The sequence below is a fragment of the Streptomyces sp. NPDC050658 genome, from assembly GCF_044457025.1.
GTDB lineage: Bacteria > Actinomycetota > Actinomycetes > Streptomycetales > Streptomycetaceae > Streptomyces.
In genome coordinates, this window is the sequence record NZ_JBITGM010000005.1 from 493,352 (window position 1) to 506,644 (window position 13,293).

The following is a 13,293-nucleotide window of genomic DNA, read 5'->3' on the forward strand; positions in this document are numbered from 1 at the left end:
ACGGTATCGACGGTCGATGCACCCGGTTGATGTCAGTGGCGGGCTGTACTCGCGCGCGCCCGCGCGCGTAAGGACGCGACCGGTCGCGGACGGACATTCCAGTGCCCAAGATGACAGCGAAGATGAGAAGACGACAGCTCTCTGTGCCCTGTCGTCTTCGTCACCTTGGTGTCACCTTCTCGACCGCCTACGGGTCCATACGCCAGACCCAACCGCCGTCGAATCCCGCTTTCTCCGACTTGACTTGGGCTTTGGGCTTACAGCGGCGCAGCGTGTGCTTCTCAAACCCCGCTTGCGCCCCGGCCTTGAAGACGTCCTCGGCTGATGCCTCACCGCCGCTACGCGTCAGGAAGTCCCGCAACCAGGCGACAGCCTCAGCGCGTTCGCTCCGTTCCTCTGGGGCCGTCCCCGAGTCGGCAAGGACATCCCCGACACTCTGCGAGGACTCCCCCGTGAACTCGACGCGTCCCACCGAGATACGGCCGTCCTCCGTCTCGACAGGCGTGTCCTGCACGACGTAGGTCAGCGAGGGCAGGTCAAGCCGCCCGAGGTTGTTCTTTTCCTGCGACAGGATCACCGCCCCGTCCTCAGCCTGCGGATCGCGCGCCATGGCGATCACGGCTCGTGCCGTGGCTGCGAACGCCCTCGAGCCGAGAATCAGCGACAGGGGGTCAGTGCTGCTCCCCTTCCCGAAGTGCACCAGACCGAGAACCGCCGCGCCCGCCTGGTCGGCGATCTGCCCGAGCGGCTCAAGAGCCGAACGCACCTCACGGTCGCGATGGGTGTCGATCGCCCCGTTCAGCGCCGACACGAGCGGGTCGACGACCAACAGCCCGACGTCATGAGCGAGCATCTCCTTCCCGAGGGTGCTGGTGTCCGCGGGCAGGGTGAGCGGGGCGGCAACACCGGGGCGTTCCTCCTCGACCACATCGATTCGGAACGTCCGCTCAAGGTCCGCCCCGGCGGCGACGAGACGGGGCGCTACGGTGCGCTCCCAAGAGTCTTCGGACGCCGCGTAGAAGACCGACCGCGGATTCCCGAGGTGTACGCCGGGCAGTTCGCCGCGGGTAACCCGTGCAGCCAACCACGCCGCCGACGTGGACTTGCCGATTCCCTCTCGCCCCGCCCACAGCGTCAGACCGCCGATCGGAATCCGGTTGTCCCACAGCCAATACGTGCCGCGCAGCCGGATCTTGGACAGGGGCGTGATGCGCAGTCGTCGTTCCGGTTGCTGCGCAGCCTCCTCACCAGTGATGCCGTTGGCGGCGAGGATCTGCGCAGCCGCCGCACGCTGGTCTGACGTCATACGCTTACCACCGCACGCGCCGGGGCACGGTCGGCACTGCGCACCGTGGCGTCTGCCTCAGTCGGCGAGAGTCCGACATACGTGCCCGCGTCGATGAGCGATGCGACCGCCCCCGCCTGGTCTATTCCCCCGCCGCGCACCAACTCGAGGGCGCGGCAAGCAGCCCAGTACAAGCGGCTGTTGCGCTCCCCTGGCTGGGCTTTGAGGACGAAGTGCACGAGACCGGCGAGGCTGTCGACTGGCCGCACTGACGGGGCATGCGCCTCGCGCACCGTGACGTCGTGCGCAGTACCGCGCCACTGCGCAGGCGTACCGAGCAGCAACGGCAACAACCACCCCGGCACGGACTCGAGCTGCGCGTCGAGCGGTGTGGTCCACGTGTACGGGCGCCCTTCGACAGTCGAAGGCGGAGCCACGACATACCCGCCGTTGGCCCGTACGTCGATCTTCCAGCCCACCTTGGAAGCGGAGTTGCGAACCACCTGCGCAGAAGCGGCGTAGTAGACGTGCAACCCACCTGAGCGCGTGCGCACCATCGGCGTCGTACCGAACGGAAAGCGGTCGCCCTGGCGCGCGTACAGCTCGGCGAACACGTCCGAACCGTCGATGACACCGAGCAGATCCCACGGCGCCGGCGGCGCCTCGTCGCCTTTCACCGTGTCGAGATCGACGACAACCAGGCCGGAAGGTCCGCAGGCGATGCCCACGCCGTACGGCCCATCCGTCCAGGCCCGCGCGATGCGGTCCGGATCGAGGGTGGCGCGCTGCTCCCACTCCTTCACGGCCGGGCGCTTGTCGTCTGGGCGCAGAGGAAATACGTGCCAGCCGCGCGCGGCGAGGGCGAGCACCTGCTCGACCCGTTCCGTGCGACTGGTCGCCCCCTCCTGCGGGGGCATGCTGTACTGGGGTCCAAAGGAGTTCCTCCCAATGAGGGGGCGACGCCATAAGGGCTGCAACCCGGCGCCGCCGTCCAAGGTCAGTGCTTGATCTACTGGGAAACTTCGGGAGCCGCAGCCCCGGGCAGCGCCGGAATCGCTATCCCCGGGGCGCGGCTCGACCTACGCTGCCGTCTCGTCTTGCTCCTTGAGCCAGACGTCGAACCTCTCGAGTTCGACCTCGGTGTAGAGCACTCGGCGGCCGACCTTGACCCCCTTCGGGCCATACCCGATGTGTCGCCAGTAACGGCAGGTCGCCGAGGTAGTCCGATACCTCTCGGCGACTTCGTCTGTCGTGTAGTAACGCTGCACGAAACTGCCCCTCCCGCAGGACTTAAGCTGAACCTCACGCAGCAAACGCTAACCAGGACTTGACCTGCATGGCAAGCAGCAATCAAACTGCATCTCATGCAGGAGCAAGATGTGGGAGCAATCTTCGGCGCTCGGGTCCGTGACCTACGCACGAGCCGAGGATGGAACCAAGACGAACTGGCCGAGCAACTCGGCCGAATCATGGGCAAGAAGTACGACCCGACCACGATCACCAGGCTTGAAAAGGGTCGTCGACCAGTCTCCTTGCAGGAGGCCGCGGCCATCACCCGGATCTTCGGCAGCAAGTTGCAGGACATGCTGAGCGGCGACCTGCCGGAGATGCAGCAGTGGTTGGCACAGACGAAGTCCGACCTACCCGAACTCCAAGTCGACTTGCGGAACCTCGAGTCGAAGGTCAAGACGCAGCAAGACCGTATCCAAATGACGCAAGAGCGCATCACTGCGCTTGAACTGCTCATCGAGTACCGAGAGACGCAGAACGAGGTATCGCTCAGGGACGGGGCCCGAGCCGCAGTGCGCTCCACGATGGGGAGCGACTGCGGAACTGAGCTGCTGCGCGCCGCCGGCCTGCCCGCAGAAGTGATCGAGCAGGCCGATAGCGAATCGTGGTCGCGGGTCGACCTCGAGCAATTCGGCCCATGGCCTGTCGGCCGCATGCCGAACCTGACAACTGACGCCAAGGCGCGCCGCACTTACCTGCGCATGGTGCGCGACTCCGAGGACTACCAAGCCCTGTACGCCGAGAAGTTGGTCGCGCTCGTGCGCGACCACGCCGAACGACCTGCGCCGCAGGAGGGGGACCCGAATGGCGAACATCCAGAAACGCCCAAACGGTAAGTGGCGGGCGCGCTACCGCGACGACGCGGGAAAGGAGCACGCACGCCACTTCACGAAGAAGGTCGATGCACAGCGGTGGCTTGATGAGGTGACGACCAGTGTCATCACCGGGCAGTACGTCGACCCGAAAGCCGGGAAGATCACGTTCAAGACGTACGCCGAGCAGTGGCGCAAGGCGCAGCCTCACCGCGTCAGCACCGCCAAGGCCGTTGAACAGCACCTTCGTTGCTACGCCTACCCGGCATTCGGCGACCGGCCCATCGGCCGCATATCCACGAGCGACGTTCAGGCATGGGTGACGGGACTGACCGCCAGGACGGGCCTCGCGCCAAGTACCGCCCGTACGGTCTTCAGCACCGTGAAGGCTGTGTTCCGCGCCGCCGCGACAGGACAAGGCCGGATCATCGCGCACACTCCGTGCGAGGGCGTGAAGTCAGCTCCCGTGCCGCGTCGACAAGTTGTGCCGTTCACGGTGCAGCAGGTCAACGCGCTCGCCGACACCGTGCCCGAGCGCTACCGGGCGCTCGTCCTCACCGGGGCCGGTACCGGCCTGCGCCCTGGGGAGTTGTTCGGCCTCTGCGTACGGCACGTGAACTTCCTCAAGCGCACCGTGCGCGTCGAGCAGCAGCTACAGCAGACCGCGGGCAGCAGCGTCTACGTCTGCCCGCCGAAGACGAAGCAGTCGTACCGCACGGTGCCCCTGCCGAAGGTCGTCGCCGACGCGCTCGCGCTCCACCTGAAGAAGTTCCCGGCGGACAGAGACGACCACCTGTTCCGCATGGAGCGCGGCGGGCCGATCATCCGTACCTCGTTCTTCGACCACGTATGGCGCGGCTCGGTGAAAGTGGCCGACCTACCCGCCGGCACCGGCATGCACGCACTGCGCCACGCCTACGCCAGCCTGCTCATCGCGGGCGGCGAGTCCGTCAAGGTCGTGTCCGAGCGGCTCGGGCACACCAATGCGGCGATGACCTTGAACACGTACAGCCATCTGTTCCCGGACTCCGAGGAGCGGACTCGGCAGGCAGTCGACAAGGCCTTTCAAGATCATGCGGACCCTGTGCGGACCGAAAAGGCCCGCTAACCGCTCCGGTGCAGGTCAGCGGGCCCTCCGTTGATCAATCACACGTTGAAGCGGAACTCCACGACGTCCCCGTCCTGCATCACATACTCCTTGCCCTCCATGCGGGCCTTGCCCGCCGCGCGGGCCTCGGCCACCGAACCCGTTTCGATCAGGTCCGCGAAGGAGATGACCTCGGCCTTGATGAAGCCCTTCTGGAAGTCCGTGTGGATCACGCCGGCCGCCTCGGGGGCCGTGGCGCCCTGGGGGATCGTCCAGGCACGGGATTCCTTCGGGCCCGCCGTCAGGTAGGTCTGGAGGCCGAGGGTGCGGAAGCCGACGTGGGCGAGGGTGGCCAGGCCGGGCTCTTCCTGGCCTACCGACTGGAGGAGCTCCAGGGCCTCCTCGTCGTCCAGTTCGGCGAGGTCCGCCTCCAGCTTGGCGTTGAGGAAGATCGCCTCGGCGGGGGCCACCAGGGCGCTCTGCTCGGCCTTGAAGGCGTCGTCCGTCAGCTCGTCCTCGTCGACGTTGAAGACGTAGAGGAAGGGCTTGGTGGTGAGGAGGTGGAGGTCGTGGAGCAGCTCCGAGCGGTCCGTGCCCTGCACGATGCCCTGGGAGAAGAGCGTGTCGCCCTTTTCCAGGATCTCCTTCGCCTCCTCCACCGCCTTCACCTTCGGGGCGATGTCCTTCTTGATCCGCGATTCCTTCTGGAGGCGGGGAAGGACCTTCTCGATGGTCTGGAGGTCCGCGAGGATCAGCTCGGTGTTGATCGTCTCGATGTCGTTCTTCGGCGAGACCTTGCCGTCCACGTGGACCACGTTCTCGTCCTTGAAGGCACGGATGACCTGGCAGATCGCGTCCGACTCGCGGATGTTCGCGAGGAACTTGTTGCCCAGGCCCTCGCCCTCCGACGCGCCCTTCACGATGCCCGCGATGTCCACGAAGTCGACCGTCGCCGGCAGGATCTTCTGGGAGCTGAACACCTCGGCCAGCTTCGTCAGGCGGGGGTCGGGGACGCCCACCACTCCGACGTTCGGCTCGATCGTGGCGAACGGGTAGTTGGCCGCCAGCACGTCGTTCTTGGTCAGGGCGTTGAACAGGGTCGACTTGCCGACATTGGGCAGACCGACGATTCCGATCGTGAGCGACACGTTGCGACTTCCCGTACGTGAGGGATGTGGATGGTGGGCGGCCCGGTGGGCCGGAGCGACCTTGGGGCGATCCCCCAGTCTACGGCGTGCGCGTCCGGCCATCGTCAGCGTGCCGCTCTCGTATCGAACGCTTGGCCAAGCTCGGCCAAAGGGCGTGTCCCATGCAGGATTATCGGTGTGGTCCGACCTAGGTTGGTCAAGTGGAGCAACACAGGACGCGTCCCCCTCAGCATCCGGCCCGGCCACGACGGACCGCGCCCCTGCCCCCGCAGGGCAGGCCCGCCGAATCGTCGGCGGTCTACCGCGCCGCGTCCCGTCCCCGCCGCCCCGCCCCGCCCTTCGTGCGCAAGCTGCGCGAGCTGCCCGTCTACCGTGCGGTGCGGCGGATGCCGAATCCTCGGCTCACCGGGCTCGGGAGCGGGCTCTTCTCCTCCGCCGTGATGTTCGTTTTCGGCTGTTTGCTGTGGTTGTTCTTCGGGGTCGGCAATGGCTCGCTTGTCGCGTACGGGGTGCTTTTCGTGCCCGTCAGCGCGCTCACCGCGCTCTGGGTGCGACCCGTCGACCTCGTGACCGCGCCGGTCGCCGTGCCGATCGCCTTCGTGGCCGGGCTCGTGCCGGTCTCCGGGGGCAGCGGCGGCTTCGGCGGGCACTTCATGGGGCTCGTCACCGCGCTCGCGCTGCACGCGGGCTGGCTGTACGGCGGGACGCTCGCCGCCGGGGTGATCGTCATCGTCCGGCGGGTCCGGCTGCTCGCACAGCGGCGTCGGGCGCGGGCCGCCGCCGGGCCGCGCCCGCCCCGGCCTCCCCGTACTCCCCGGCCTCCTCAGCGGCAGATGCCCGCCACATAGGGACGAGCAGTCCTCAGGCGTCGCCCGCCGCTGCCATCGCCGCGCCCACGATTCCCGCGTTGTTCTGCAGCTCCGCCGGGACCAGCTCCGCCCTGATGCCCTTGACCAGCGGCAGGAACTTGTGGGCCTTGCGGCTCACTCCGCCGCCGATGATGAACAGCTCCGGCGAGAACAGCATCTCCACATGCGCCAGATACTTCTGGACGCGCCGCGCCCAGTGCTCCCAGCTCAGATCCTCGTCCTCCTTGGCCTTGGAGGAGGCCCTTTTCTCGGCGTCGTGGCCGTGGAGTTCGAGGTGGCCGAGCTCCGTGTTCGGGACCAGGCGGCCACCGGTGAACAGGGCGCTGCCGATGCCGGTGCCGAAGGTCAGCAGGATGACCGTGCCCGTCCGGCCGCGGCCCGCGCCGAAGTGCATCTCCGCGACGCCCGCCGCGTCCGCGTCGTTCAGGACGGTCACCGGGACGCCACCGAGCCGGTCCGATGCCAGCGCCTGGATGTCCGTACCGATCCAGCTCTTGTCGACATTGGCGGCCGTGCGTGCCGTGCCGTCGGTGATCACGCCGGGGAACGTGGCGCCGACCGGGCCCGTCCAGCCGAAGTGCTCGACGACCTCGCGCACCTTCTCGGCCACGCCGTCGGGCGTGGCCGGATGCGGGGTCAGGACCTTGTGCCGCTCCTGGGCCAGGTCCCCGCGGTTCAGGTCGACGGGTGCGCCCTTGATCCCTGATCCGCCGATGTCCACACCGAAGATCTGCATGAGGCCCACGTTACGGCCAGACGCCGACCGTCACTCCCCGAAGGGGACAGTCGGCGTCCGGCCCGTGCGTCACTTCAGGGACAGCCCTGCGGTCACTTCTTGGACAGCTCCGCCGCCTCCGCGCGCAGGTCGCGGCGGAGCTCCTTGGGGAGCGAGAAGGTGATGGACTCCTCGGCCGTCTTGACCGTCTCCACGTCTCCGTAGCCCCGCTCGGCGAGCCACTCGATGACGCCGTCCACCAGGACGTCGGGGACCGAGGCGCCCGAGGTGAGGCCGACCGTGGTGACGCCCTCCAGCCAGGCCTCGTCGATCTCCTCGGCGTTGTCCACCAGGTGCGAGGCGGGGACGCCGGCCTCCAGGGCGACCTCGACCATGCGGATCGAGTTCGAGGAGTTCTTGGAGCCGACGACGATGACGAGGTCGGCGTCCTCGGCGAGCTTCTTCACCGCGATCTGGCGGTTCTGCGTGGCGTAGCAGATGTCGTCGCTGGGCGGAGAGAGGAGGTTCGGGAACTTCGTCTTCAGGGCGTCGACCGTCTCCATCGTCTCGTCCACGGAGAGCGTGGTCTGGGAGAGCCAGACGACCTTGTCCGGGTCGCGGACCTCGACGGTCGCCACGTCGTCCGGGCCGTCGACCAGCGTGATGTGCTCGGGGGCCTCTCCGGAGGTGCCGATGACCTCCTCGTGGCCCTCGTGGCCGATCAGGAGGATGTCGAAGTCGTCCTTGGCGAACCGGACCGCTTCCTTGTGGACCTTCGTGACCAGGGGGCACGTCGCGTCGATCGTGGCGAGCTTGCGCTCGGCGGCCTCGGCATGGACGGTCGGGGCGACGCCGTGCGCGGAGAACATGACGATGGAGCCCTCGGGGACCTCGGCCGTCTCCTCTACGAAGATGGCGCCCTTCTTCTCCAGGGTCTGCACCACGTACTTGTTGTGCACGATCTCGTGGCGGACATAGATCGGGGACCCGTACTGCTCAAGGGCCTTCTCGACGGCGATCACGGCACGGTCCACACCCGCGCAGTAGCCGCGGGGGGCGGCGAGCAGGACTCGGCGGGCAGGAGTCGAAGCAGTCATACCCACCATCGTAAGGCCGAGCCCAGCGCGTCAAAGATCGCCTTCTTGGGGAGACTGGGCACGGGCGTTCACTTACGGAGGCGCGATGTCCGGTAATCCACCAGACGGTACGGCGGGCTCCGGTGCCGGTGTCGATGCGGGCACCGCTGCCGAGGATGCGGGCACCGCTGCCGAGGGGGGCGGGCTGCGGCGCAGTCTCGGCTTCCGTGATCTTGTCGTCTACGGGTTGCTGTTCATCGCTCCCATGGCGCCGGTGGGTGTCTTCGGGACGCTCGACGCGAAGTCGCACGGGGCCGTGGCCCTCGTCTACGTCATCGCGACGATCGCCATGGCGTTCACCGCTTTCAGCTACGCGCAGATGGTGAAGGTCGTCCCTCAGGCGGGCTCCGTTTTCGCGTACGCGCGCGTGGGGCTCGGAAACGGGGCCGGGTTCATCGCCGGGTGGATGGCGATGCTGGACTATCTGCTCATCCCGGCGGTCGCCTATCTCTTCTCCGGGATCGCCATGGAGGCGCTGGTTCCGTCCGTTTCCCGGTGGGTGTGGACGGCGATCGCGGTTCTGGTGACCACCGCGCTGAACCTGTGGGGGGTGCGGGCGGCGGCGCGGGTGGGGTTCCTGGTCCTCGCCATGGAGATCGTGGTCCTTCTCGTGTTCCTGGTGTCGGCGGTCGTCGTCCTCGTGCAGGACGGGGCGCAGCGGGGGTGGCTGTCACCGCTGACCGGGGACGGGTCCCAGGGTGCGTTCGCGCTGTCCGCGGTGGTGGGGGCGGTGTCGGTGGCGGTCCTGTCGTATCTGGGGTTCGACGCGATCGCCTCGTTCGCGGAGGAGGTGACGGGGGGCTCGGCGAAGGTGGCGCGGGCGGTGCTGTTCTGTCTGGCGGTAGCGGGCTTCCTGTTCATCGCCCAGACGTATCTGGTGGCGCTGCTGGAGCCGGTGTCGTCCGCGCAGCTCGCGGCGGAGCCGGTCAAGCAGGGGTCTGCTTTCTACGATGCGGTCGACTCCGCGGTGGGTGACTGGCTGCACGATCTGGTGGCCGTCAGCAAGGCGATCGGCGCGGCGTTCGCGGCGCTGGCGGGGCAGGCGGCGGCGGGGCGGCTGCTGTTCGCGATGGCGCGGGACCGGCGGTTGCCGCGGGCGCTGTCGCGGACGGATTCCGGTACGCCGCGGGTCGCGCTGCTGTGCGCGGCCGTCGTGACGATGGTTGCGGCGGTGTGGGCGGCGCGGCGGGACGACGGGATGGATCACCTGGTGTCGGTCGTCGACATCGGGGCACTGACGGCGTTCGTGCTGTTGCACGCGAGTGTCGTGGGGTGGTTCGTGGTGCGGCGGAGGGGTGGGGCGGCGAGTTGGTGGCGGCACGGGTTGATTCCTGTGCTGGGGGCGGCGATCACTGTTGCGGTGATCGTGGAGGCGGCGGGGTCGGCGCAGGTGGTGGGGGCGATCTGGTTCGGGGTGGGGGTTGTGGTGCTTGTTGCGCAGGGGGGTCGGCGGGGGGCGGGCCCCTTGTGAGCCGGGGGCTTGGCGGGGGGCGTGATCCTGGTGAGCGGGGGCTCGGCGGGGGGGCGTGACCCTGGGTAGTTGCCTGAGCGCCGCTGCGCGGTGTGTGCGGGTCGGCTCCTTACTGGGCCGCCGCTTCGCGGCGGATGTCTCCCACCCGCCCACCCGTTGACCCGGTGATGTCGGGTGGGAAGGGGGCAGCCCGCGGGGCTGGGGTGGGCGAGTGGCCTCAGGGCTTGGGACGCCGAGCAGGTTGCGGGGTTGGGGCGGGCTATTGGCACTGGGGCTCGGGGCGGGTCGTGGAGCATGGAGCTGTGGCCCGTTCGGAGGGGCTCGTTGGTTTGTAGGGGCGTTGCGGGACCTTCGGGGGCGTGTCAGAGGTGGGCTATACGCTCGGCTCATGGCTCTCAATACGTCTGCTGATTCGCCCTTGCCCGTGGGTGAGGTGTCGCGGCTCATCGGGGGGTGGATCGATCGGCTCGGGGCCGTTTGGGTCGAGGGGCAGATCACTCAGTTGTCCCGGCGGCCCGGTGCCGGCGTCGTGTTCATGACCCTGCGCGATCCCTCGCACGACATCTCCGTGAGCGTGACCTGTTATCGGCAGGTCTTCGATGCCGTCGCGGACGTCGTCTCCGAGGGCGCCCGTGTCGTCGTACACGCCAAGCCCGAGTGGTACGCGCCACGCGGGCAGCTGTCCCTTCGGGCCGCCGCGATAAAGCCCGTCGGGGTCGGAGAACTCCTTGCCCGTATTGAGCAGTTGAAGAAGAGTCTTGCCGGGGAGGGGCTCTTCGCCGCCGAGCGGAAGAAGAGTCTGCCCTTTTTGCCTCAGCTCATCGGGCTCGTCACCGGCCGCGCCTCCGCCGCCGAGCGCGACGTGCTCGAGAACGCCCGGCACCGCTGGCCCGCCGTCCGCTTCGAGGTGCGCAACGTCCCCGTGCAGGGCGTGCACGCCGTCCCCCAGGTCGTCCAGGCCGTGAAGGACCTGGACGCCCACGGAGACGTCGACGTCATCATCGTCGCCCGCGGCGGCGGCAGCGTCGAGGATCTGCTGCCGTTCTCGGACGAGCAGCTCGTGCGGGCCGTCTCGGCATGTCGTACACCCGTTGTTTCTGCCATCGGGCACGAGCCCGACAACCCCCTCCTCGACTACGTCGCCGACCTGCGCGCCTCCACCCCCACCGACGCCGCCAAGAAAGTCGTCCCGGACGTCGGCGAGGAGCACGAGCGCGTCCGGTGGCTGCGCGACCGGGCGCGGCGCAGCATCCACGCCTTCCTGGAGCGCGAGGACCGCGGACTCGCCCACGCCCTCGCCCGCCCCTCCATGGAGAACCCGCACCGCATGGTCGAGGAGCGCGAGGAGCAGGTCTCCGCCCTCGTCGACCGCAGCCGCCGCACCCTCGGGCACCTGCTCGACCGCGCCGGTTCGGAGCTGACGCACACCCACGCGCGCGTGGTGGCCCTCTCCCCCGCCGCGACCCTCCAGAGGGGATACGCCGTGCTGCAGAAGGCCGACGGCGCCGTGGTGCGCGCCGCCGACGAGGTCGCCGCCGACGAGGAGTTGCGGGCCCGCGTGGCCGAGGGCGAATTCACCGTACGAACCGTGCAAGTCGACAATTAGGGTGGGGCACATGACCAGCAAGACGGACGAAGCGACGAGCCCCGCGGACTCGCTCGGCTACGAGCAGGCGCGCGACGAGCTCATCGAGGTCGTACGCCGCCTGGAGGCGGGCGGCACGACCCTGGAGGAGTCGCTCGCCCTGTGGGAACGCGGCGAGGAGCTCTCGAAGGTCTGCCGCCGCTGGCTGGACGGCGCCCGCGCCCGCCTGGACGCGGCCCTGGCCGGAGCCGAGGGCGATGAGGGCGATGAGGGGGACGGGGCAGGGGCAGAGGGGTAGCGGGGCGGGGCGGGGCGGCCCACCGATCGCGCACTCCTGTGAACCGGATCACCATGCCCCTCTTTTTGTTGAACCTTAAACCGAAACGTCGTACCGTCGATCAAGCAAGTTGATCCACGTACGCACCGAGAAGGTTGATTCATGTCTCTCGCCCTTGACCCCGCCGCCCAGGACCTGCTCTTCCGCGAGGCCCGCACCGCGAACACCTTCACCGACGAGCCGGTCACCGAGGAGCAGGTCCAGGCGATCTACGACCTGATCAAGTTCGGCCCGACCGCCTTCAACCTCTCCTCGCTGCGCATCACGCTCGTCCGCTCCGCCGAGGCCCGCGAGCGTCTGGTCAAGCACATGGCCGAGGGCAACCAGCCGAAGACCGCCTCCGCCCCGCTCGTCGCGATCCTCTCCGCGGACAACGAGTTCCACGAGGAGCTGCCCGACCTGCTCCCGCACTTCCCGCAGGCCAAGGACGTCTTCTTCACCGAGCGCCCGGTCCGTGAGGGTGCCGCGCACCTCAACGCCGCGCTGCAGGCCGCCTACTTCATCATCGGCGTGCGCGCCGCCGGTCTGGCCGCGGGCCCGATGACCGGCTTCGACTTCGCCGGCGTCCAGAAGGAGTTCCTGGACGACGACCACACCCCGGTCATGGTCATCAACATCGGCAAGCCGGGCGAGGACGCCTGGTTCCCGCGCTCCCCGCGCCTTGAGATCGACCAGGTCATCACGACCGTCTGAGTCGAGACGAACGTCCGAGTCGAGACGGCCGTCTGACTCGCCCACGCGGCCATACGCGTACGTGAAGGGCCCCCGGCAACCGCCGGGGGCCCTTCACGTACGTACCTCTGACCTCTGACCTCAGGCCTCAGGCCTCTGACCTCAGGCCTCTGACCTCAGGACGTCTTCAGCGCCTTCGCCATCTTCTCCAGCTGCCCGAACGACGCCGTGCCCGCGACCACCGTCGTCGCGCCCTTGTCCTCGTTCACCAGGGCGTCGTACGTCTGGCCCTTGTACCGGTGCCACGTCTTGCCGCCGATCTCCGCGGTCGCCTTCGTCCGCACCGCGCGCTGCGTGGCCTCGTCGATGAACTCCGACGGCTTCGCCGTGGACTGCTTCACCGCGACGTACTCGCCGTCCGGGTCCAGGAAGCCCAGGTGCCAGCTGTCGTGCTTGGCGCCGTCGAAGCGGACCGACGTCGGCTTCCACGCCTTGGCCAGACCCTCGGGCGCCGCCACCGGATACGCCGCGGCCCGGCGCGCGGTCAGCAGTTCCACGCGGTAGTCGACGCGCTTGACGGGGGTCTCGGTCTCGTCATGCGGGACGAAGATGTAGATGACGCCGGCGAACAGGCCGATCACCACCATCGACCACAGCATGTTCCGCACGGTCTGCTTGCCTTGTCTTCCAGCCACCCACCCATGGTCTCAGGCGGCGGACGCGCCTCTTCCCCCGGAGTCTCCTTACTCCCGGATCGGCGCCCCGACCGGCGCCCGGATCGGCGCCCGGATCGGCGCCCGGATCGCTCATGCGTGGGGCCCTCTGCTCATTTTGTCGACCTACGGATAGAGTCATTCACAATCCCTCATCCGGCCGTCGTCGTATC

The 13,293-nt window shown here is 68.4% G+C and carries 14 protein-coding genes; 7 read left to right on the plus strand and 7 right to left on the minus strand.

The window, feature by feature from the left end; genetic code table 11:
* Positions 1-187 precede the first annotated feature (187 nt).
* The 3 genes from ACIBKX_RS20575 to ACIBKX_RS20585 form a co-directional block, all read right to left on the minus strand.
* Entirely contained in the window at positions 188-1,306 is a 1,119-nt protein-coding gene (locus ACIBKX_RS20575) for an AAA family ATPase (protein ID WP_363271712.1), read from the minus strand.
* Entirely contained in the window at positions 1,303-2,202 is a 900-nt protein-coding gene (locus tag ACIBKX_RS20580; protein ID WP_363271713.1) for a bifunctional DNA primase/polymerase, read from the minus strand. Before ACIBKX_RS20580 ends, ACIBKX_RS20575 begins: the two co-directional genes overlap by 4 nt.
* A gap of 162 nt (positions 2,203-2,364) precedes the next feature.
* Positions 2,365-2,553 (minus strand): helix-turn-helix domain-containing protein, encoded by a 189-nt coding sequence (locus ACIBKX_RS20585; protein WP_363271714.1) that lies wholly within the window; start codon positions 2,551-2,553, stop codon positions 2,365-2,367.
* A 96-nt stretch (positions 2,554-2,649) separates the two neighbouring features.
* Here ACIBKX_RS20585 and ACIBKX_RS20590 point away from each other — a divergent pair, with 96 nt between their 5' ends.
* Both ACIBKX_RS20590 and ACIBKX_RS20595 read left to right on the plus strand, forming a co-directional pair.
* Positions 2,650-3,411, plus strand: a complete 762-nt coding sequence (locus ACIBKX_RS20590; protein WP_363271715.1) for a helix-turn-helix transcriptional regulator — start codon at positions 2,650-2,652, stop codon at positions 3,409-3,411.
* Entirely contained in the window at positions 3,380-4,495 is a 1,116-nt protein-coding gene (locus tag ACIBKX_RS20595; RefSeq protein WP_363271716.1) for a tyrosine-type recombinase/integrase, read from the plus strand. Before ACIBKX_RS20590 ends, ACIBKX_RS20595 begins: the two co-directional genes overlap by 32 nt.
* A 38-nt stretch (positions 4,496-4,533) precedes the next feature.
* Here ACIBKX_RS20595 and ychF read toward each other — a convergent pair whose 3' ends face one another.
* On the minus strand, positions 4,534-5,622 hold the full coding sequence (gene ychF, locus ACIBKX_RS20600) for a redox-regulated ATPase YchF (protein WP_363271717.1): 1,089 nt from the start codon (positions 5,620-5,622) through the stop codon (positions 4,534-4,536).
* A 200-nt stretch (positions 5,623-5,822) separates the two neighbouring features.
* Here ychF and ACIBKX_RS20605 point away from each other — a divergent pair, with 200 nt between their 5' ends.
* A complete protein-coding gene (locus ACIBKX_RS20605; protein WP_363271718.1) occupies positions 5,823-6,470 on the plus strand; it encodes a DUF6542 domain-containing protein in 648 nt (215 codons plus the stop codon).
* Positions 6,471-6,483: 13 nt separating this feature from the next.
* On the opposite strand, the gene ppgK is transcribed toward ACIBKX_RS20605, so the two are convergent.
* A complete protein-coding gene (gene ppgK, locus ACIBKX_RS20610) occupies positions 6,484-7,227 on the minus strand; it encodes a polyphosphate--glucose phosphotransferase (protein WP_363271719.1) in 744 nt (247 codons plus the stop codon).
* A gap of 92 nt (positions 7,228-7,319) precedes the next feature.
* On the minus strand, positions 7,320-8,303 hold the full coding sequence (locus tag ACIBKX_RS20615; RefSeq protein ID WP_363271720.1) for a 4-hydroxy-3-methylbut-2-enyl diphosphate reductase: 984 nt from the start codon (positions 8,301-8,303) through the stop codon (positions 7,320-7,322).
* An 85-nt stretch (positions 8,304-8,388) separates the two neighbouring features.
* On the opposite strand from ACIBKX_RS20615, the gene ACIBKX_RS20620 reads away from it, so the two are divergent.
* The 4 genes from ACIBKX_RS20620 to ACIBKX_RS20635 all read left to right on the plus strand — a co-directional run bounded on the left by ACIBKX_RS20620 (position 8,389) and on the right by ACIBKX_RS20635 (position 12,428).
* Positions 8,389-9,813, plus strand: coding sequence for an APC family permease (locus ACIBKX_RS20620; protein ID WP_363271721.1), 1,425 nt, complete (start codon positions 8,389-8,391; stop codon positions 9,811-9,813).
* Between the two features lie 388 nt (positions 9,814-10,201).
* Positions 10,202-11,419 (plus strand): exodeoxyribonuclease VII large subunit, encoded by a 1,218-nt coding sequence (gene xseA / locus ACIBKX_RS20625; RefSeq protein ID WP_363271722.1) that lies wholly within the window; start codon positions 10,202-10,204, stop codon positions 11,417-11,419.
* A 10-nt stretch (positions 11,420-11,429) separates the two neighbouring features.
* Complete coding sequence (locus tag ACIBKX_RS20630; protein WP_363271723.1) at positions 11,430-11,696, plus strand: exodeoxyribonuclease VII small subunit; 267 nt, start codon at positions 11,430-11,432, stop codon at positions 11,694-11,696.
* Positions 11,697-11,837: 141 nt separating this feature from the next.
* A complete protein-coding gene (locus ACIBKX_RS20635) occupies positions 11,838-12,428 on the plus strand; it encodes a malonic semialdehyde reductase (protein WP_363271724.1) in 591 nt (196 codons plus the stop codon).
* Between the two features lie 155 nt (positions 12,429-12,583).
* On the opposite strand, the gene ACIBKX_RS20640 is transcribed toward ACIBKX_RS20635, so the two are convergent.
* On the minus strand, positions 12,584-13,102 hold the full coding sequence (locus ACIBKX_RS20640) for a DUF4245 domain-containing protein (protein ID WP_363271725.1): 519 nt from the start codon (positions 13,100-13,102) through the stop codon (positions 12,584-12,586).
* Between the last annotated feature and the right edge of the window lie 191 nt (positions 13,103-13,293).